General features: G+C 73.6%; 18 protein-coding genes. 12 read left to right on the top strand and 6 right to left on the bottom strand.

Annotated features, from left to right (window positions below; all coding sequences use genetic code 11):
• The first annotated feature begins 36 nt into the window (after positions 1-36).
• The 7 genes from ABEA81_RS33430 to ABEA81_RS33400 all read left to right on the top strand — a co-directional run bounded on the left by ABEA81_RS33430 (position 37) and on the right by ABEA81_RS33400 (position 6,685).
• Positions 37-1,629, top strand: coding sequence for an ABC transporter substrate-binding protein (locus tag ABEA81_RS33430; RefSeq protein ID WP_345610722.1), 1,593 nt, complete (start codon positions 37-39; stop codon positions 1,627-1,629).
• Entirely contained in the window at positions 1,622-2,653 is a 1,032-nt protein-coding gene (locus ABEA81_RS33425; protein ID WP_345610721.1) for an ABC transporter permease, read from the top strand. The genes ABEA81_RS33430 and ABEA81_RS33425 overlap by 8 nt, the downstream gene beginning before the upstream one ends.
• A complete protein-coding gene (locus tag ABEA81_RS33420; RefSeq protein ID WP_345610720.1) occupies positions 2,650-3,498 on the top strand; it encodes an ABC transporter permease in 849 nt (282 codons plus the stop codon). The genes ABEA81_RS33425 and ABEA81_RS33420 overlap by 4 nt, the downstream gene beginning before the upstream one ends.
• Positions 3,495-4,310, top strand: coding sequence for an ABC transporter ATP-binding protein (locus ABEA81_RS33415; protein ID WP_345610718.1), 816 nt, complete (start codon positions 3,495-3,497; stop codon positions 4,308-4,310). The genes ABEA81_RS33420 and ABEA81_RS33415 overlap by 4 nt, the downstream gene beginning before the upstream one ends.
• Positions 4,307-5,128 (top strand): ABC transporter ATP-binding protein, encoded by an 822-nt coding sequence (locus ABEA81_RS33410; protein WP_345610717.1) that lies wholly within the window; start codon positions 4,307-4,309, stop codon positions 5,126-5,128. The genes ABEA81_RS33415 and ABEA81_RS33410 overlap by 4 nt, the downstream gene beginning before the upstream one ends.
• 150 nt (positions 5,129-5,278) lie before the next feature.
• Positions 5,279-5,881 (top strand): DUF1326 domain-containing protein, encoded by a 603-nt coding sequence (locus tag ABEA81_RS33405; protein ID WP_345610716.1) that lies wholly within the window; start codon positions 5,279-5,281, stop codon positions 5,879-5,881.
• Positions 5,882-6,685, top strand: coding sequence for a DUF2182 domain-containing protein (locus ABEA81_RS33400; protein ID WP_345610715.1), 804 nt, complete (start codon positions 5,882-5,884; stop codon positions 6,683-6,685).
• A 4-nt stretch (positions 6,686-6,689) separates the two neighbouring features.
• Here ABEA81_RS33400 and ABEA81_RS33395 read toward each other — a convergent pair whose 3' ends face one another.
• From ABEA81_RS33395 to ABEA81_RS33385, 3 genes are read right to left on the bottom strand one after another with little or no spacing between them, the layout of a single operon-like run.
• On the bottom strand, positions 6,690-8,237 hold the full coding sequence (locus ABEA81_RS33395; RefSeq protein ID WP_345610714.1) for a tripartite tricarboxylate transporter permease: 1,548 nt from the start codon (positions 8,235-8,237) through the stop codon (positions 6,690-6,692).
• Positions 8,234-8,728 (bottom strand): tripartite tricarboxylate transporter TctB family protein, encoded by a 495-nt coding sequence (locus ABEA81_RS33390; protein WP_345610713.1) that lies wholly within the window; start codon positions 8,726-8,728, stop codon positions 8,234-8,236. The genes ABEA81_RS33395 and ABEA81_RS33390 overlap by 4 nt, the downstream gene beginning before the upstream one ends.
• The gene (locus ABEA81_RS33385) at positions 8,725-9,735 is read right to left on the bottom strand and encodes a Bug family tripartite tricarboxylate transporter substrate binding protein (protein WP_345610712.1); all 1,011 of its coding nucleotides are present in this window, start codon (positions 9,733-9,735) and stop codon (positions 8,725-8,727) included. Before ABEA81_RS33385 ends, ABEA81_RS33390 begins: the two co-directional genes overlap by 4 nt.
• Positions 9,736-9,878: 143 nt before the next feature.
• On the opposite strand from ABEA81_RS33385, the gene ABEA81_RS33380 reads away from it, so the two are divergent.
• From ABEA81_RS33380 to ABEA81_RS33360, 5 genes are read left to right on the top strand one after another with little or no spacing between them, the layout of a single operon-like run.
• The gene (locus tag ABEA81_RS33380) at positions 9,879-10,628 is read left to right on the top strand and encodes an IclR family transcriptional regulator (protein ID WP_345610711.1); all 750 of its coding nucleotides are present in this window, start codon (positions 9,879-9,881) and stop codon (positions 10,626-10,628) included.
• On the top strand, positions 10,625-11,830 hold the full coding sequence (locus ABEA81_RS33375) for a CaiB/BaiF CoA transferase family protein (protein WP_345610709.1): 1,206 nt from the start codon (positions 10,625-10,627) through the stop codon (positions 11,828-11,830). Before ABEA81_RS33380 ends, ABEA81_RS33375 begins: the two co-directional genes overlap by 4 nt.
• Positions 11,830-12,636, top strand: a complete 807-nt coding sequence (locus ABEA81_RS33370) for a citryl-CoA lyase (RefSeq protein WP_345610707.1) — start codon at positions 11,830-11,832, stop codon at positions 12,634-12,636. Before ABEA81_RS33375 ends, ABEA81_RS33370 begins: the two co-directional genes overlap by 1 nt.
• Positions 12,629-13,240, top strand: a complete 612-nt coding sequence (locus ABEA81_RS33365) for an RraA family protein (protein WP_345610706.1) — start codon at positions 12,629-12,631, stop codon at positions 13,238-13,240. Before ABEA81_RS33370 ends, ABEA81_RS33365 begins: the two co-directional genes overlap by 8 nt.
• A complete protein-coding gene (locus tag ABEA81_RS33360) occupies positions 13,237-14,172 on the top strand; it encodes a hydroxyacid dehydrogenase (RefSeq protein ID WP_345610704.1) in 936 nt (311 codons plus the stop codon). Before ABEA81_RS33365 ends, ABEA81_RS33360 begins: the two co-directional genes overlap by 4 nt.
• On the opposite strand, the gene ABEA81_RS33355 is transcribed toward ABEA81_RS33360, so the two are convergent.
• The 3 genes from ABEA81_RS33355 to ABEA81_RS33345 all read right to left on the bottom strand — a co-directional run bounded on the left by ABEA81_RS33355 (position 14,151) and on the right by ABEA81_RS33345 (position 19,576).
• The gene (locus ABEA81_RS33355; protein ID WP_345610702.1) at positions 14,151-14,924 is read right to left on the bottom strand and encodes a polysaccharide lyase family 7 protein; all 774 of its coding nucleotides are present in this window, start codon (positions 14,922-14,924) and stop codon (positions 14,151-14,153) included. The two genes, ABEA81_RS33360 and ABEA81_RS33355, sit on opposite strands and share 22 nt — an antisense overlap.
• A gap of 65 nt (positions 14,925-14,989) precedes the next feature.
• Positions 14,990-16,387 carry an FAD-binding oxidoreductase gene (locus ABEA81_RS33350; protein WP_425570782.1) on the bottom strand — a complete coding sequence of 466 codons (1,398 nt, stop codon included), beginning with the start codon at positions 16,385-16,387 and terminating at the stop codon, positions 14,990-14,992.
• A 63-nt stretch (positions 16,388-16,450) separates the two neighbouring features.
• The gene (locus ABEA81_RS33345) at positions 16,451-19,576 is read right to left on the bottom strand and encodes an ATP-binding protein (RefSeq protein ID WP_345610699.1); all 3,126 of its coding nucleotides are present in this window, start codon (positions 19,574-19,576) and stop codon (positions 16,451-16,453) included.
• Positions 19,577-19,605 lie beyond the last annotated feature (29 nt).

Genomic DNA, 19,605 nt, shown 5'->3' with positions numbered 1-19,605 from the left:
GGCCGGGCAAGATACGCCCGAACCGGGGAGGTGCACATGTTCGGTGCGAGGCGTTCCGTGGCGCTCATCGCGGCCGTGGCGGCGGTCGTGCTCGCGGTGGCGGCCTGCGGGTCGGGCGGGTCGGGAGGCGGATCGGGCTCCGGACCGACGCTGGTGATCGACTCGACGTTCGACCTGAAGACCGTCGACCCCGGTCGCGAGTACGAGCTCACCGGGCAGATGCTCACCCACGGGATGTACGAGACGCTGCTGACGTTCACCGGCGACGACCTCGCCACCCCGGCGCCCGGCCTCGCGTCCTCCTACGAGCTGTCCCCCGATGCCAAGACGCTGACGTTGACGCTGGCCCCGGGCCGGGTGTTCTCCGACGGCAGCCCGGTCACCGCCGACGACGTGGTGTTCTCCCTGCAGCGGGTGATCGGCATGAAGGGCAACCCGTCCTTCCTGCTCGACGGCGTGACGGTCGCGAAGAAGGACGAGACGACCGTGGTGCTGACCAGCGCCGGACCGAACGCGGCCCTCCCGTTCATCCTGCCCAACCCGGCGCTGTCGGTCGTCAACTCGAAGGTCGTGACGGCGAACGGTGGCACCACCGACGACCAGGACGGCGCCGAGAAGTTCCTCAACACGACGTCCGCGGGGTCCGGGCCCTACACGCTCGAGTCGCTCGACGTCGCCAGCCAGGCGGTGCTCAGGCGGAACCCCGCGTACAACGGGCCCGCGAAGCCCGCCTACGAGAACATCGTGATCCGCAACGTGCAGGCCGCCACCCAGGTGCTGAACGTCCAGAAGGGCGACTCGCAGGTCGCGCTCGACCTCTCCGGCGACCAGGTGGAGGGGCTCGACGAGGGCGAGCTGACCGTCACCAGCGGGGCGTCGGCGTACACGATCTTCCTGTTCCTCAACCAGGGCGCGGACGTCTCCGCCACGACGAGCAACCCGCAGTACGTCTCGGCCGTGAGGAAGGCCATCGACTACGCGGGCCTGCTGCAGGTCGCGGGCGCGGGGTCGGTGCAGCCGGCCGGCATGATCCCCACGATGATCGCGGGCTCCCTCCCGGCGGAGGATGCCCCGCAGCAGGATCTCGCGGGCGCCACCGCGGCGCTGGCCGCGAGCGGCGTCGGCGGGCCGCCGCCGAAGCTCGCCTACCCGAGCGACTTCACGCTCCTCGGGCTGAGCTTCCAGACCCTTGCCGAGCGGTTGCAGGCGCAGCTCGCCGCGGCGGGCATCACCGTCGAGCTGGCGCCCGCGCCCGTCGCCACCGAGCTGGACAACTACCGGGGCGGCAAGGAGCAGATCGGGCTCTGGTACTGGGGGCCCGACTTCCCGGACCCGTCCAACTACCTGGCCTTCGCCCCCGACGGGCTGATCGGCAAGCGCGCGAACTGGCCCGCGAGCGCCGCTCCCGACATCGATGCGGCCGCGAAGGCCGCCGCCGCGGCCGTCGACCCGGCGGAGCGCGCCCGGCTGTACCAGGAGTTCCAGCGCAGCCTGAACGCGGGCGGGCCGTTCATCCCGCTCGTCCAGCCGGCCACGAACGTCGTCACCGCCAAGTCGGTGACCGGTGCCGCCTACAACCCGATCTGGACGCTGGACCTCGGGGCCGTCGGTGCGGCCGGTGGTGCGTAGGGGTAGCCCGCTCGCCCGTTACCTGCTGCGGCGGCTCGGAGTGTCGGCGCTGCTGATCATCGGCGTCACGCTGGTGACGTTCCTGCTGACGAACCTGGTGCCCGGCGACCCCGTCGCGGCCAACCTCGGGCAGCGCGCGGCGGAGAACCCGGCGACCGTCGCGGCGTACCGGGCGCACTACGGGCTCGACCGGCCGCTGCCCGTCCAGTACGCGACCTACCTGGGCAACCTGGTGCGCGGCGATCTCGGGGAGTCGCAGCAGACGCACCGGCCGGTGCTCACCGACCTGCAGTCGGCGGTGCCGGCCACGCTGGAGATCGCGATCGGGGCGATCGTGCTGTCGGTGCTGATCGGCGTCGGGTTCGGCGTGGTCGCGGCCGTGCGGCGCGGGCAGCTCGCCGACAGCGCGCTGAGGGTGGTGTCGCTGGTCGGGATCTCGGTGCCGACGTTCTGGCTCGCGCTGGTCGCGTTCTACGTCTTCTCGTTCCAGTTGGACCTCGCGCCCGGCTCGGGCCGCCTCGCGCCCGCCACCACCGCGCCCCCGCACGTCACCGGCCTCTACACGCTGGATTCCCTGCTGGCCGGGGAGTGGGAGACGTTCGGCGACGCGCTGGCCCACCTGATGCTGCCCACGCTGGTGCTGACGCTCTACACGGTCGGCCTGCTCACCCGGTTCACGCGCTCCGCCGTGCTGGAGGTGCTGGAGCAGGACTACGTGCGGTCGGCGCGCGCCAAGGGCCTGCCGGGCCGGACCGTGCTCTTCCGGTACGTGCTCCGGGCGGCGATGGTGCCGATCCTGACCGTCGTCGGCCTGGCGTTCGGCGCGCTGCTGTCGGGCACCGTGCTGGTGGAGGAGATCTTCGCGTGGCCCGGGCTCGGGTCCTACGCCTACCAGGCCGCCTCGCACCTCGACCTGCCGGCCGTGATGGGCGTCGGGCTGCTCGTCGGGATCATCTACCTGGTGATCAACCTGGTCGTCGACCTGCTGTACGGGGCGATCGACCCGCGGGTGCGGGTGCGATGAGGATCCGCATCCCGCAGGCCTGGCGCACGCCGCTGGGCGTCACCGGTGCTGCGGTGGCGCTGGTGTGGGTCCTGATCGCCGTGCTGGGTCCGGCGCTGTGGCCGTACGACCCGTTGGTCCAGGACTTCCCGCGCCTGGAGGCGCCCGGCGTCGCCCACTGGTTCGGCACCGACGAGCTCGGCCGGGACGTGTTCACCCGCGTGCTGGCCGGCGCCCGCGTGACGATGCCACTGGCGATCCTGCTCGTCGGGCTGTCCGTGGTGATCGGCGGTGTGCTCGGGCTCGCGGCCGGGTTCTTCGGGCGCTGGGTCGGCGAGACCGTGATGCGCCTGACCGACCTCGTGATGGCGTTCCCGACCGTCATCCTGGCGATGGTCGTCGCCGCGTCGCTGGGCGCGAGCCTTCTCAACGCGGTGCTGGCGGCGCTCGTCGTGTCGTGGCCCGCGTACGCGCGCGTCACGCGGGGGCTGGTGGTCGGGATACGGGAGGCCGACTACGTGCTGGCCGACCGGCTGCTCGGCTTCTCACCGCTGCGCTCGCTGGGCACCGACATCGTCCCGATGGTCATCGGGCCGGTGCTGATCCTCGCCAGCCTGGACATCGGCACGGCGACGCTGCTGCTCGCCGGGCTGTCGTTCCTCGGGCTGGGCGCGAAACCGCCCACCGCGGAGTGGGGGTCCATGGTGGCGACGGCGATCCAGAACTTCGACTCGTGGTGGCTGGGCGTCTTCCCCGGGCTCGCGATCCTGACCGTGGTGATGGCGTTCAACTTCCTGGGCGACGCGCTGCGCGACGCCCTCGACCCGCGCACGGCGGGCGAGCTGGGCAAGGCGGAGACGCGGTGAGCGCCCTCCGGATCAGCGGACTCACGCTGCGCATCGGCGACGCCGAGATCCTGCGCGGCGTGGACCTCGACCTGGAGGCGGGCCGGATCCAGGGCCTCGCGGGCGAGTCGGGTTCGGGCAAGACGATGACCGGGCTGGCCGTGATGGGCCTCCTGCCGGCGCGTTCGCGGGTCGGGGGCACGATCACGTACGGCGGCCGCGACCTGCTCGGGCTCACGCCGCGGCAGCTGGGCGGTCTGCGCGGCACCGAGATCGCGATGGTGTTCCAGGACCCGTCGACGAGCCTGCACCCGATGCTGTCGATCGGTGCGCAGCTCACCGACCACCTGCGCCACCACCTGCGGCTCGACCGGGCGGCGGCCCGCGCCCGCGCCGGCGAGCTGCTCGAACGGGTGCGGATCCCGGACCCCGCGGACGCCCTGCGCCGCTTCGCGCACCAGTTCTCCGGCGGGCAGCGCCAGCGCATCGCGATCGCCATCGCGCTGGCCTGCTCCCCGTCCGTGCTCATCGCCGACGAGCCGACCACAGCGCTCGACGTCACGGTGCAGGCCGGCGTGCTGCACCTGCTGCGCGACCTGGCCCGCGAGATGGGCCTGGCGGTGCTGCTGGTGACGCACGACCTCGGCGTGATGAGCGCGGTGGCCGACCGGGTGGCCGTGATGCGCGACGGCGAGGTCGTGGAGAACGGGGAGCGCCACCAGGTGTTCACCGCGCCCGCGCACCCCTACACGGCGTCGCTGCTCGCGAGCCTGCCCGGCGCGGCAAGTGGCGTCCGCTCCCTCGACGACGTGCGCGCGCTGGAGGAGTCGTGACCCTGCTCGAGGTCAGCGGCCTGGAGGTGGTCTACCGCGGCCGGCCGCCGGTGCGCGCCGTCGACGGCATCGACCTGGCCGTGGGCGCGGGCGAGGTGCTGGGGCTGGTCGGCGAGTCGGGGTGCGGCAAGTCGACGGTGGCGCGCGCGATCTGCGGCCTCGTCCGGCCGGCCGCGGGCACGGTGACGTTCGACGGCCGTCCGGTCGCGCCACTCGGGCTGCGGCGCCGCCCGGTGGAGCTGACCCGCATCCAGATGGTGTTCCAGGACCCGTACGGCTCGCTGCACCCGCGCAGGCCGGTCGGCACCCAGATCGGTGACGGCGCGCGCGCGGCCATCGCCCGTGGCGCGGAGGGGTCCGAGCCGGGGTGGTGGCTGGAGCGCGTCGGGCTGGACCGCGCGGCGGCCCGCCGTTACCCGCACGAGTTCTCCGGCGGGCAGCGCCAGCGGATCGCGATCGCCAGGGCCCTGGCCGCCCGCCCCGACCTGCTGATCGGCGACGAGCCGATCTCGGCGCTCGACGCCTCGACCCAGGCGATCATCGCGGCGCTCATGCGCGACCTCGCCGTCGACGCCGGTGCGGGCCTGCTGTTCATCTCGCACGACCTGACCGTCGTGCGGCTGATCGCCGACCGGCTGGCCGTGATGTACCGCGGGCGGATCGTCGAGTCCGGGCCCGCACGCACCATCTGGGAGGACCCGCGGCACCCCTACACCCAGGCGCTCCTCGCCGCCGTGCCCCTGCCCGACGGCTCCGGGACGATGCCCGAGCCGCCGGTGGACGGGGTGGAGTTCCCGCTGGAGCCGGTGCTGCGCTGAGCGGTCCTTCTAGTGGATGAACTCCGCCGCTGTCGGGGCCGCTCCTGGCCCAAGGCCTCCTGGCGGCGCCGCGCATCGTGCGCGGCGATCGGGTTGACCGGTCAACATCACCGGACCAGACTTGCTGCCCCCGTTCGAGAGGGGGCCGACATGGCCTGGTCCATTCGCGGTCGCTACTTCGAGAACTGCTCGTGCGACATGCCGTGCCCGTGCACCGTCTCGCTCGACGCGGGCGCGGACAAGGAGCGGTGCAACGCGGTGCTCGCCTTCCACGTGGACTCCGGCGATGTCGAGGGCGTCGACGTCGGTGACGTGACCGTGGTCGTCGTGGCCGACGCCCCGCAGGTGATGAGCGAGGGCAACTGGAAGCTCGCGCTCGTGGTGGACGAACGGGCCAGCGACGAGCAGCTCCAGAAGCTGGGTGCGGTGTTCGGCGGTGAGCTGGGTGGCCCGATGGAGGCGCTCGCGCCGCTGGTCGGCGAGGTGCTCGGCGTGGAGCGGATGCGCATCGACTTCGACGAGGGGAACGGGCACCACCGGCTGACCGCCGGAGACGCGCTCGAGGTGGAGGTCGACGACGTCGTCCCGTTCGGGGTCGAGAGCGGGACGCCCGCGCGGCTCGTCGACGTCTTCCACCCCGCGGGCAGCGAGCTCACGGTGGCGAAGGGGGGATCGCGGGTCGGGGTACTCGGCCTCGAGTGGAGCCAGGGAGGCACGTCCGGGTTCTCCGCGCCCTTCGCCTGGTCCGGCTAGATGCGTGCGGCGCGGATCCCGGTCCGGTCGGGCCGGCTTCCGACGATCTCGGTGCTGCTTGCCCTCGCCGCGGTGTGCTGGGTCCTCGTGGTGCTGCAGATGGGCACCCACGGGGGCGGCGATCCGGGCACCATCGGCTTCTTCGTCGGCATGTGGATCCTGATGATGGCCGCGATGATGCTCCCGTCGGTCTGGCCGACGGTGCTCGTGTACCGGCGGTTGGAGGCCGCGCGCCGCGAGCGCGGGGAGGCCGGGGTGCCGATGGGGTCGGGCCTGCTCCTGGCCGGCTACCTGGCTGCGTGGACCGCCGCCGGTCTCGTCGGCTTCGCGATCCTCCAGGCGGGACGGGTTGTGCAGATCGATGCGCTGAGCTGGGACCGGTCCGGCCCGATCGTGGCGGGTGGCGTGATCGTCGCCGCCGCTGTGTACCAGCTGACGCCCCTGAAGGACGTCTGCCTGCGCCACTGCCGCGGCCCCTTCGGCTTCCTGCTCGAGCACTGGCGCCCGGGTCCGCTGGGTGCCGCCCGGATGGGCGTCCGCCACGGGATCTGGTGCATCGGCTGCTGCTGGGCGTTGATGGCGTCGTTGTTCGCGCTCGGGATCATGAGCATTCCGTGGATGGTCGTGATCGCCGCCTTCATCGCGGCGGAGAAGCTGCTGCCGTGGCGCCGGGTCGCCACGACCACGGTGACCGTCGCACTGCTGGTGCTCGGCCTCGCGGTGGCACTCGTTCCCGAACGGGTTCCGGGCTTGACGGCACCGCAGGACGGCGTGCAGCAGCCGGAGATGGAGATGACGAGCTGAGCCGTCAGTCCTCGTCCCCCACCGCCAGCCGGGTGACCTCGGTCCGCCTGCCACGGGCCCGGGCCAGCAGCCAGGGCAGGTGCGGCAGCAGGAACGCGGCGAGCGCGAGCACGAGGATGATCGCCGAGAGCGGCCGGGTGACGAACACCGACCAGTCGCCGTTGGATGCGGTGAGGGCGCGGCGGAGCTGGCTCTCCAGGTTGGGGCCGAGGATCGCGCCGAGGATCACCGGGGCGATCGGGAAGCCGTACATCCTCAGGGCCAGCCCGATCGCGCCGATGCCGTAGGCGATGAGGATGTCGATCGGGTTGCCGGACACCGAGAAGACGCCCAGGGTGGCGAAGACGAGGATCCCCGCGTAGAGGACCGGCCGCGGGATCTGCAGGACCTTCACCCACACGCGGATGAGCGGCAGGTTCAGGGCCAGCAGCATGACGTTGCCGATGTAGAGCGAGGCGATCAGGGCCCAGACCAGGTCGCTGGACGTGTCGAACAGCTGGGGCCCCGGCTGGAGGTTGAAGATCTGGAAGGCCGCGATCAGGACGGCGGCCGTCGCGGAGGTCGGGAGCCCGAGGGTGAGGAGCGGGACGAGCACGCCGGAGAACGATGCGTTGTTGGCGGCCTCCGGGCCCGCGACCCCTTCGATCGCGCCCTTGCCGAACTCGTCCCGGCCGCGCGAGTACCGCTTCTCGTAGCTGTAGCTGAGGAACGTCGGCAGCTCCGCCCCGCCGGATGGCAGGACGCCGAAGGGGAACCCGAACGAGGCGCCGCGCAGCCACGGCGCCCAGGAGCGGCGCCATTCGGCGCGGCTCATCCACCCGATGCTGCCCTTCTCCGGTGGTGGCAGCTCGGCGAGGCGGCCGGGCCGGGTGCGGCCCTTGACCAGGACGTAGAGCGTCTCGCCGATGGCGTACAGGCCGATGATCAGCGTGACCTCGTCGATGCCGTCGAAGAGCACGGGCTGGCCGAACGTGAGCCGCGGCTGCCCGGACAGGGCGTCGAGGCCGATGATCCCGATCGTCATGCCCAGCGCGAGGGACAGGAGCCCGCGCACCATCGAGCGCCCGACGAGGGCGGTGACGGAGACCAGCGAGAGCACCATGAGCGCGGCGTAGTCCGCGGCGGTGACGGTGCTGGCCAGCCTGCCCAGGGGCACCGCGACGACGGTGAGCAGCAGGGTGGAGATCGTGCCGGCGACGAAGGAGCCGATGGCCGCCGTGGCGAGCGCCTGCCGGGCGCGCCCGGCCTTCGCCATGAGGTGGCCCTCCATGGCCGTCGCGACGGACGCCGACTCGCCCGGGGTGTTGAGCAGGATCGACGTGGTGGAGCCGCCGTACATCGCGCCGTAGTAGATGCCCGCGAACAGGATGAACGCGCCGGCCGGCTCGTCCATCCGGAAGGTCACCGGCAGCAGGAGGGCGATCGTCACCGCGGGGCCGATCCCGGGCAGCACGCCGACCAGGGTGCCGAGGGTGACGCCGAGCGCGGCGAACAGCAGGTTGGCCGGCGTCAGGACGGTGACGAAGCCGCCCAGCAGGTCGTCGAGGATCACAGGGGGAGCACCCCCGGCGGCAGCGAGATCCCGAGCATCCGGGAGAACACGAGGTACACCGCCAGGCTGAGCAGCACACCGACGACCACGTCCCGCCGGTGGTGGCCGGACCCGAGCGCGGCGGCGGCCCCGACGAAGAAGAGGGCCGTGCTGAGGACGTAGCCGAGCGGGTAGAGCACGTACACGTAGGCCACGAGCAGCACCGCGAGGACCGCCAGCCGCTTGACGTGCGCGAGCCGCTCGGTGCTCTCGTCCGGCGTGCCGCTCGCGACCGCCCGGATCCGGCTCGCCAGGTACAGCACGCCGAGGACGAGCCAGAGCACGCCGAGAGCCGTGGGGAAGAAGCGCGGGCCCTGCGGGCTCAGGTCACCGCGGACGCCCAGGCCCTGGGTGAGGACGAGGACACCGAGCAGGAGGATCACCGCGGCGAACACCAGCTGCGCCCATGACGCCGCGGGCCGGGTGCCCTCCTCGACGTCGGGGCTCGTCACAGCCCCAGCTCCTGGAGGGTGCCGGTGACCGTGTCGGACTGCGCGGCGACGAACTGCGCGGCCTCGTCGCCGGTGCGGAAGTCGTCGGTCCAGCCGCGCTTGGCGAGGATGTCCGACCACTGCGGGCTGTCGTGGATCTTCTTCACGAAGTCCGTGATCGCCGCCTTCTGCTCGTCGGAGATGCCGGGCGGGGCGAAGAGCGCCCGCCAGTTGACGAAGTCGACGTCGTACCCGGCGCTCTGGAGCGTCGGCGCCGGCCGGCCCGCGACGTCGCCGCTGTCCGAGCTGACGGCCAGCAGCCGCATGTCGCCGGACTCGATCTGGCCGGCGAACTCCGAGAGGCCCGAGATGCCCACCTCGACGTCGCCGGAGAGGATGCCCGCGGTCGCCTCGCCGCCGCCGGCGTAGCCCACGTACTTCATCCCCGCCGGCTGCTGGCCCGCCGCCTTCAGCAGCAGGCCGGCGGCGATGTGGTCGGAACCGCCGGCCGAGCCGCCCCCGAAGATCACCGACGACGGGTCGGCCGCGTACTCGTCGACCACCTGCTTGATGGAGGTGAAGGGGGAGTCCTTTCGGACGACGAACGCCTCGGTCTCCGAGGTCAGCGTCGCGATGGTGGTGGCGTCGGTGACCTTCAGCGGGGAGTCGGCCTGCACGAGGGCGCCGACCATGACGAGCCCGCCGAGCATCAGCGTGTTCGGGTCACCGCTGTCCTGGCCGGTGAGCTGGGCGAGCCCGGTGGCCCCGCCGCCGCCCTCGCGGTTGACGACCTCGACCGGCTGGTCCGTCAGGTGGCCCTCGGTGATGACCTGCTGCAGGGAGCGGGCCGTGGAGTCCCACCCGCCACCCGGGGCCGCCGGCACCAGGAGGGTGACCGGCCCGGCCGGGTAGGTGCCCGCGTCCTGGCTGCCGGTGCCCGGCGAGCCGGGAGGACTGCATGCCGTGGCCGCGATCACCAGCCCGAGCGTGATGGCCGCCCGGGTGAGCCGGGTGGGGATCGACGTCATACCTGTCTCCTTCGTCAGTGACGTGCGGCTGGCGACGTGCGGTTGGCGACGTGCGGCGGCGACGTGCGGCGACACTGTAGACAGCGAACCATCCTGCGGTCCAGCGAAACCGTGAGGTGGTTTTTCGTGTTACCGTCCCCGCCATGTCAGTCGCCGCCGAGCCACAGGTGCGCAGCGTGGGGCGGGCGTTCGGGATCCTCGACCTGCTGACGCGCCGGCCCCCGGTGCTGCCGCTCCGCGAGATCGTGCAGGAGACCGGGCTGCCCAAGACCACCGTCGTGCGCCTGCTGGCCGACCTGCAGCGGCGCTCCGTGGTCGTGGCGGTCCGGGACGGGGAGTACTCGCTCGGGGCCGCGATGCTGTCGTGGGTGCGGGCGGCCGAGGGCCTGTGGCGCGTCGACGAGGAGACGCACGCCGTCATGGCGCGGCTGGTGCGCGAGCACGGCGAGACCGTGTGCGTCTACGTCCGGCAGGACCTGAACCGGATCGCCATCGCCCAGCACGAGGGCCGGCACACCGTGCGGAACGTGATCGAGGTGGGAGCGCCGATGCCGCTCTGGGCCGGTGCGGCGAGCAAGGTCCTGCTCACCGCCAAGCCGCAGCTCGTCGAGCGGTTGCCCCTCGACGAGGAGGCGCGGGGACGGCTGCTGCGCGAGGTGGCGGCCGCCGAGGAGCGGGGCTGGGCCCGGTCGGACGGCGAGCGTGAGGTGGGAGCGGCGGCGGTGGCGGCACCGATCAGGGGGAGGGACGGGCGCGTCATCGCGGCGTTGAACATGAGCGGTCCGAGCTCCCGGTTCACCGGCGACGTCCTGGCCGCCGGGCTGGAGAGCCTGCGGGCGGCCGCGGAGCGGCTCTCGGAGCGCGGTATCGGCAGCGTGGAGGCGCTCCTGTGAGCGGAAGGCTGCTGGACGGCGTCACCGTCCTCGACCTCACCAACGTGCTCGCCGGTCCGTACGCCGGCTACCAGCTCGCCCTGCTCGGCGCCGACGTCATCAAGGTCGAGAACCCGCGCGGGGGCGACCTGGCCCGCAGGCTGGGGGCCGACCCGGACCTCAGCGACGAGCTGCTCGGGGTGTCGTTCCTGGCGCAGAACTCGGCGAAGCGGTCCGTCACCCTCGACCTGAAGGCGCCCAGGGGCGCGGAGATCTTCACCCGGCTCGTGCGGGACGCCGACGTCGTCCTGGAGAACTTCCGGCCCGGCGTGATGGAGCGGCTCGGGTTCGGCTGGGACGCGCTGCGCTCGATCAACCCCGGCATCGTCTACTGCGCCATCTCCGGGTTCGGGCAGACCGGCCCGATGCGGGCCCGCCCCGCCTACGACCAGATCATCCAGGGGCTGTCCGGCCTGATGAGCGTCACCGGCACCCCGGAGACGGCGCCGCTGCGGGTGGGCGCGCCGATCTGCGACTCCATGGGCGGGCTGGCGGCGGCGATGGCCGTGAACGCCGCGCTCGTGCGCAGGGCCCGCACCGGCGAGGGTGCCTTCCTGGACGTCTCCATGCTCGAGACCGCCATGACGTCCATGGGGTGGGTCGTCTCCGACCAGCTCGTCGCCGGGGTGGCGCCCACGGTGATGGCCAACGAGAACCGCACCGCCGCGCCGTCGGGCACCTTCGCCACGGCCGACGGCGCCCTCAACATCGCGGCGAACAAGCAGGAGCAGTGGGAGTCGCTCTGCGCGGTGCTCGGGCGCGACGAGCTGGTGGACGACCCGCGCTTCCGCACGCGGGAGCTGCGCAAGCTCAACCGGGATGTGCTGCGGGCGGAGCTGGAGAAGTCGCTGCGCGAGCGGACCGCGCAGGAGTGGGACGCGGCGCTGCTCGGGTCGGGCGTGCCGGCCGCGCCGGTCGTCTCCGTCGCCGACGCGCTGGCGAACGAGCAGGTGCGGGCGAGAGGACTGGTCGCCGAGCTGCCGTCGCCCGCGGCGGACGACGGCACCGTGCGCCTGCTCGGCGGCCCGGTGCACGTCGACGGTGCGCCGTCGGCCCCGGACCGGCGCCCGCCGCGCCTCGGCGAGCACACGGACGAGGTACTGGCCGGCCTGGGCTGTGCGGGCGACGAGATCGCGCGGCTGCGCGAGGAAGGGGTCATCTGATGTCGAGACAGGCCACCAGGGACGACGAGGACCCGGCGTCCCGCTGGTGGGCCACCGCGATCAGCGACATCAGCCCCGGCGTGATCCGCCTCCGCGGCTACCCGGTCGCAGACCTCATCGAGGACGCCTCGTTCGCCCAGGTCGTCTGGCTGCTGCTCCGCGGCGACCTGCCGTCGCCCGCGCAGGCTCGGCTGCTCGAACGGGCGCTCGTCGCGGGGGTGGACCACGGCCCGCAGTCGCCCGCGATCGCGATCGCCCGGATGGCCGCCACCTGCGGCGTCGGCATCAACAACGCGATGGCGAGCGCCGTGAACGTGCTCGGGGACGTCCACGGCGGGGCCGGGCAGCAGCTGATGGAGCTGCTCGCCCGCATCGACGCCGATGACGCGCTTGACGCGGTCCGTGCCGCGCTCGCCGACCTGAAGGCGCGGGGGATCCACGTACCCGGGTTCGGGCACCGGTTCCACCCGGTCGACCCGCGGCGCGACCCGCTCATGGCCGCGGTCGAGCGGGCGGTGTCCGACGGCGTCGTCGCCGGGCGCGCGTACCGGGTGGCGACGGAGATCGAGCGGCAGCTGGCCCCGATCCCGATGAACATCGACGGCGCCACCGCGGTGATCTTCAGCGAGCTCGGCTTCACGCCCGAGCTGGGGCGGGGCCTGTTCGTCCTGTCCCGGTCCGTCGGCGCGCTCGCCCACGCGTGGGAGGAGAGCGGGTCGGGCCTGCGCAACAAGGGCCCGATCCCGCGCACGAGCCTGCCCGCCTACACCGGGCAGCCGGAGCGGAGGGTGGGTCACGGTGGCTGAGATCTCCTCGTTCCCCCGGATCGACCCCGAGCTCGTCGCCCGACTCTCCCGGTTCGGCGCCGCGGTCCTGAGCGACGCGATGGGCAGGCGCGGCTGCGTCGGCCATTCGCTCCAGGCGCGGTGGCCGGGAGCCGCGCTGGCCGGCCCCGCCTTCACCGTGTGGACGCGGGAGGGCGACAACCTCGCCGTTCACGAGGCGCTCGAGGTGACGGCGCCGGGTGACGTGCTGGTGGTCGACGGGCAGGGCGCCACGACCAGGGCGCTGATCGGCGAGATGATCGGGATCAAGGCGAAGGCCAGGGGGCTGGCCGGGTTCGTCATCGACGGCGCCGCACGGGACGTCGCCGAGCTCGAGGAGCTCGGCATGCCGGTGTTCAGCCGCGGGCAGACGCCCGCGGGCCCGTTCAAGACCGGCCCGTTCGAGCTGCTGGACGCGGTGGCGATCGGCGGGGTCGTGGTCCACCCCGGTGACGCGGTCGTCGCCGACCGCGACGGGGTCGTCGTCGTCCCGCGCGACCGGGCGGCCGGGGTGCTGGCCCGCGCCGAGGAGATCGCCGCGGGCGAGGTCGCCAAGCGGGCCGCGAACGCGGTGCCGATCCGATGACGGACTGGCTGACCTGGGTGCCCCGCCCCATCGACGACGCGGCGTACGCGCGGCTGCGTGAGGTGGGGGACGTCGCGCTCGGGGTGCCGTGGGAGGAGGTGGCCGGGCGCGTCGACGCCGTGCTCCTGCGCAGCGCGCGGATGGACCGGGCGCGGATCGAGGCCGCACCCCGCCTCCGGATCATCGCCCGCCACGGGGCCGGGTACGACACCGTCGACCTGGCAGCGGCCCGCGAACGCGGCGTCGCCGTCACGGTCACCGCCGACGCCAACGCGGTCTCGGTGGCCGAGCACGCGTTCGCGCTCGTCCTCGCCGTCGTGCGCCGGGTCGCGACCGCCGACGCCGCCGTGCGGGCGGGCCGCTGGGACGAGGCGCGCCGGGCGGCCGTCGGCCTCGAGCTCGACGGGAAGGTGCTGGGCCTGGTCGGGTTCGGGAAGATCGGCCGCCGGGTGGCGCGGATGGCCGCCGCGTTCGACATGACGGTCCTGGCCACCGACCCGGCCGCCGACGCAGGGGCGGCGCGCGAGCTCGACGTCCGGCTGGTCCCGCTGCCGGAGCTGCTCGCGGCGTCGGACGTCGTCTCCCTGCACGTCCCGCTGCTGCCCGCCACGTGCGGGTTGATCGACGCACGGGCGCTGGCCGGCGTGCGTCCCGGCGCGGTGCTCGTGAACACCTCACGGGGCGGCCTGGTCGACGAGGCGGCGCTGGCCGACGCGCTGGACCGCGGGCTCCTCTCGGGTGCGGGCCTGGACGTGTTCGACGAGGAACCGCTCGCCGCCGGCAGCCCGCTGCTGCGCGCCGACGTCACGCTGACCCCGCACTGCGGCGGGCAGACCGTCGAGGCGATGCGCCGGGTCGGCCTGCAGGCCGCCGACTCGGTGGTGGCCTGCGCCCGCGGGCTACCGCCGGATCAGCGCTCGTTGATCGCGTAGAAGGTGACGCGGCCGCCGTCGTCGTCGCCCTGGGCCGACTCGGCCTGCTGGTAGTCGCCCACCTGGAAGCGGACGGTCTCCCCGCGGAACTCCTCGGGCACCTGGGCGGTGGCCTGCTGGGTGGTGCCGGCGTGGGTCGCGCTGAGCGTCATCGAGCCGTTGCCGTCGTCGCTGATCGTGAAGTCGAACCGCTCGTTCAGCGGCACCCCGGACAGCAGCGGGAACGTCTGCTTCTCGTCCCCCTTCTGCTTCTGCTTGACCTCCGCCTCGATGTCCCCGTTCCGGTAGTGGAGCATCACGTACGGCACCGACTTGATGTCGTCGGAGCCGTGGATCTGGCCGATGATGATGTCCTTCGAGTCGGACGGCACCTGGGCCACCGAGAGCGACGCGGTCAGGCTGCGCTGGTCGGTGCCGGCGGAGAAGTCGGTGAGGCTGATGAGCTCGGTGCGGGGGCTCTTGGAGTTCTTGGTGGTGGCGCCTGCGGCCGGTGCCCAGAACGTGAGGCTGCCGTCCGGGCCCGCGGTCAGCCACGGATCGGTCACGGCGGCCGGCTCGACCTCCTCGGCGTTGCCCTTGTCGCCCTCGACGGGGAGCGTGAGCTTCCAGCCCTGCAGGTCGACGGCGCTGGTGCCACCACCACCGGCCGGCGACTGCGGTCGGAGCACGCTCGTCAGCAGCCACACCAGTCCGCCACCCAGCACGAGGACGACCGCCGCGATGATCAGGACACGCTGGCTCGCTGTGGTCATGAAACCGAGGGTAGGGCGTACGCCGGGACGGGCGTGCCGGCACCGGCACGCCCGCCCGCGTGGCCTCACGTCTGTTCGACCGGCCGGATGTTCTGGTTGATGTGGAAGGTGTTGTCCGGGTCGTAGCGGTGCTTGATCCGGGCCAGGCGCTCGTAGTTGTCGCGGTAGGACGCCCGCACCCGGTCCTCGCCCTCGTCCATCACGAAGTTGAGGTAGGCGCTGCCGGCCGACGTCGGGTGCAGCCGCTCCCAGTAGTCCTTGGCCCAGCCCGAGATCAGCTCGGAGTTCGCGGGATCGGGGTCGACCCCGACGATGACGCCCGCCCAGCCGCCGTCGCGGTAGGCGAAGGCCGTGGCGTCCGGGGCGACGCGGCTCGCGGCTCCATCGATGGGGTACAGGTGCATCGTCGAGTGGCCGGTCGGCAGCCGGTCCCCGAAGTCCCGGTGCACGTCGATGGCCGTGTCGGAGATCTCGCGGAAGAAGTCGGCGCGCCAGTACCACTGCAGACCCGCCGGGTACAGCGGGTCGAACGCGGACTGCAGCGCCGTGAACGGCATCGGCGCGAGCCCCACCACCAGCGGCGACCCGAACGTGCGCACGGGGTCGAGCACCTCGTCGGCCCGGTCGTGCGGACCCGTGTAGCACCAGACGATCGCGCATGCCTTGCGGCCCCACAGCTCCTCCGGGAACGGCGGCGCCGGCGGGATCGTGATCAGCCCGAGCCATCCCGACAGTTCTTCGGGCAATGCGGGGACCAGCTCGCGGTACCAGCGCATCACCTCGGGGGCGTCGGCGATGTCGTAGAGCACCGGACCACCGATGACGGTGCCGTGCTCGCCGATGTCGTGACAGCGGAAGGTGAAGGAGGTGACGACGCCGAAGTTGCCGCCACCGCCGCGCAGCGCCCAGAACAGGTCCGGATGCGACGTCGCGCTCGCCGTGACGAAGCGGCCGTCGGCGAGGACGACGTCCGCGGCGAGCAGGTTGTCGACGGTGAGACCGAAGCGGCGCGACAGGTAGCCGATGCCGCCGCCGAGCGTCAGGCCGGCTACCCCGGTGGACGCCAGGAAGCCCGACGGCGTCGCCATGCCGAAGGCGACGGTGGCGTGGTCGACGTCACCCCACGTGGCGCCCGCGTCGACGCGCACGGTGTGCCGCTCGGGGTCGACGGTGGTGCTGTGCATGGGCGACAGGTCGACCACCAGGGCGCCGTCCCAGGTGCCGAACCCGGCCGCGTTGTGCCCGCCGCCGCGGACCGCGATCTCCAGCCCGTGCGCCCGGCCGAACGCGACGGCGGCGACGACGTCGGCGGCGTCGCGGCAGCGGACGACGGCGGCCGGCCGCTTGTCGATCATGCCGTTGTAGACGGCGCGCGCCGCGTCGTACGCCTCGTCGCCCGGCGTGATCAGCTCACCGCGCAGGAGGACCGCGAGATCCGTGAACGGCAGGGCGGGGGATGTGATGGTCATCGGGATGGGTCCCTCCGGACGGTGCACCCGAACCGCTCGGGGTGCCTCGTCCCGACGCTAGGAAGGCAGCGTTTGCGCAGCGTTCGCCCTCGGCCGGGGGACGTCGGGTCGCGGAGGAACGCCGAACGCGGCGAGGTCGGCCTCGCACCGGGTGAGCAGCGCGACGCTGCCGTGCGCCGCGGCGAGTCCGGCCGCGTCCCGCAGCCGGGCGACGGCGGACTGCCCGTGGTCGTAGGCCGCTCGCATCCGCATCACCTCGGGCAGCCACCAGACGTCGTCCCGGGCCCACCCAGCCATGATCGCGGCGTCGAGGGTCGCGCGCGCGACGTCCGGTCGCGCTTCCCGCCTCGCGAGGTCCGCCGCGAGCGCGAGCCAGTAGGGCATGCGCGCGAACGCGCCATCGGCGGTGAGTGCGTCGATGCCGCGCTGCACCAGCGCCGCTCCGGAACCGTCCTCGCGGCTCCAGCCGTCGAGGACGAGTGCCCACTCGCGGTAGTAGGCGAACGAGTAGCGCTCGCACAGCTCGCGGAGCTCGTCGACCGTGCGCCGCAGCTCGGGCCGGTCGCCGCAGAGCTGGTGGGTGACGGCGCCGTAGGCGAGCGCCACCGCGAGACTGTAGGCGTTGCCGGTGGTGCGCGCCAACGCGATGGCGTCGGCGGCGCTGGCCCGGGCCTCCTCGGTTCGCCCGAGCAGCCAGTGGGCGTGAGCGGCGTACGCGCGGCCGTGGACGTCGGCGCGCGTGCCGATGCTCAACGAGTGGGTGCCGCCGTACTCGGCGGCGAGCGCGAGGTGCTGCAGCGCCTCGGCGGGCCTGCCCAGGCTGACGGCGGACCCGGCGAAGGCGAAGTGCGCCGGCCCTTGCAGGGGGGATCCCGGCGCCACCAGCTCGAGCGCCCGGGTGGCCGTGCGGTGAGCGGCCGCGGTGTCGCCGTGCACGAACTGGGAGGACCACAGCCCGACGAGCGCGTCGAGCACCGAGTCGCGCTGCCCGAGCGAGTCGGCCAGGAGGATCGAGCGTTCGAGGGTCTCCCGGACCAGGGGAGAGGCGTAGCCCCGGCGCGCGGTGAGCGGCGCCGCCAGCGACTGCAGCAGGGCGAGCTCCCGCGACGTGCGGTCCCGCCCGGCCGGCATCGCCTGCACGATCGCCAGCGCGGCCTCGTGCAGCCGGATCGACTCGTCGTGGGCGAACATGCGGGACGCGACGGCGGCGGCGCGCCGGTAGTAGGCCACCGCTCGGTCGCCTCGCCCGCCCCGGGCGTACTGCTCGGCGAGCTGAGCGGACACGGCGTCCGTGTCGTCGGCGTGCAGCAGCTCGAGCCCCTGCGCGATCCGCCGGTGCAACAGCCACCGCCGCGGCGGGCTCACCTGCGCGTAGGCGGCGTCGCGGACCAGGTCGTGGGAGAAGTCGTAACCCACCAGCACGCCGTCGTCGACCTCGCGCAGGATGCGGCTGCGCCACAGCTCGTCGACGGCGCGGACCACGGTGTCGGCGGCGACGTCCGCCGCCTCGGTGAGCAGGTCGAGGGTGAAGTCGCGGCCGACCGCGGCGGCGAGCCCGGCCACGCCGCGCGCCTCCTCGCCGACCTGTGCCAGGCGGCCGCGCAGCACCGCCGAGAGGTTGCCGCCGGGGGCCGGCCCGACGTCCGCGCGGCCGGCCTCGACGACGTAGAGGGGGAAGCCCCCGGTCGTCGCCTGTAGCAGGGCCGCGTCGGCCCCGGACAGCGGGCGGCCGGTGACGGCCTCGGCGAGCGCGGCGGTCTCGGCCATCTCGAACGGGTCGAGCACCACCTCGCTGAGCCGGCCCGTGGCGCGCATCCGCGTCATCCACGCCCCGATGGCCGGGTCGTGGTCGCCGTGCTCGTCGCGCAGCGTCGCGACCACCAGGACCGGTGCGTCGGCGTCGAGCCCGAGGCAGAACGTGAGGAACGCCAGCGTCTCCTGATCGCACCACTGCAGGTTGTCGACGGTCAGCAGGACGGGGCGGCCGACCGCGAGCAGGGCACGGGCGAGTCCCTCGAAGAACCGGTGGCGTTGCCACGCGTCGACCATCGCGCGCGGTCCGGGCCGGTCCGGCTCGGGGCGGGACCGCGTCGAGGGCACCAGCCGCTCCACCTCGGCTCGCCACACCGGTTCGAGCGTCGGTAGCGCCGCGCGGACGGCCGGCGCGCGCAGCCAGTCGGCCACCGGCGCGAGCGCGAGCCTGCCGGACGTCCCGAAGCACTGCGCCTCCGTCACGACCGCGCCGGCGCGGCGGGCCTCGTCGGCCAGCTCGGTCATCAGCCGGGACTTGCCGACGCCGGCGTCGCCTCGCACCAGGACGAGGCCGGGGCTGCCCATCGTCGCGGCCCGCCAGCGCTCACGCAGGACGCGCAGCTCGGCGGTGCGCCCGACGAGCCCCCCGCCCGCGCGTCCCGTCCGCGCCGGCGGCGGCTCGGGATCCAGGGACGCGGTGGCAGCAGGACCGGACCGCGCCAGCAGGCGGTTGAGGGTGGCGCGGGTGAGCGGGTCGGGCTCGATGCCCAGCTCGCGCTCGAGGACGGACGCGCAGAGGTGGTAGGTGCCGACGGCGCCCGCCCGGTCGCCCAGGTCGCCCTGCAGCTCCATGAGCGTGCGGTAGCCGACCTCCTCCAGCCGGCGGAGCTGGATGCGGCGGCGGGCGGTGTCGGCGGCCCGGGCCGGGGCGCCGATCGCGGTGTACGCCGCGACGAGCCGGTCGAGCAGGTCCACGCACTGCTGCTCCAGCTCGGCGCGCGTGTCGCGGGCCCAGTCGTCGTCGTTGCCGGGCAGGAACTCGCCGCCGTAGTGCGCGACGGCGGCCGCGGCGCGGGCGGGGAACGCGTCCCGATCGGCGGCGAGCGCGGCGGCGCGCTCGGCCCGGAACGCCCGCACGTCGACGACACAACTCGGGCTGTCGCGCCAGCTCAGGTCGCGGGGCGTGACGACGAGAGCGGGTTCGGCACCGAGCACCCCGCGCAGGTGGTGCAGCTCCCGGCGGAGATTGGTGAGCGCCTGCTCGTCCGACGAGTCCGGCCAGAACGCGGCGGCGATGCGCTGGCGCGTCTGCGGCGCGTCGCCGTGGGCGACGAGGAACGCGATGAGCGCGACCGTGCGCGAGGACCGCAGCCGGACCGTTCCGTCCGCGTCGGCGAGCAGCTGTTCGCCGAGGAGGGTGACCTGCACCATCGCCGCTCACCTCCTGCGCACTCCCGCCG

The sequence above is a fragment of the Pseudonocardia adelaidensis genome, from assembly GCF_039543345.1.
Taxonomy (GTDB): Bacteria; Actinomycetota; Actinomycetes; order Mycobacteriales; family Pseudonocardiaceae; genus Pseudonocardia; species Pseudonocardia adelaidensis.
This window is presented reverse-complemented; position numbering and strand designations above follow the sequence as displayed.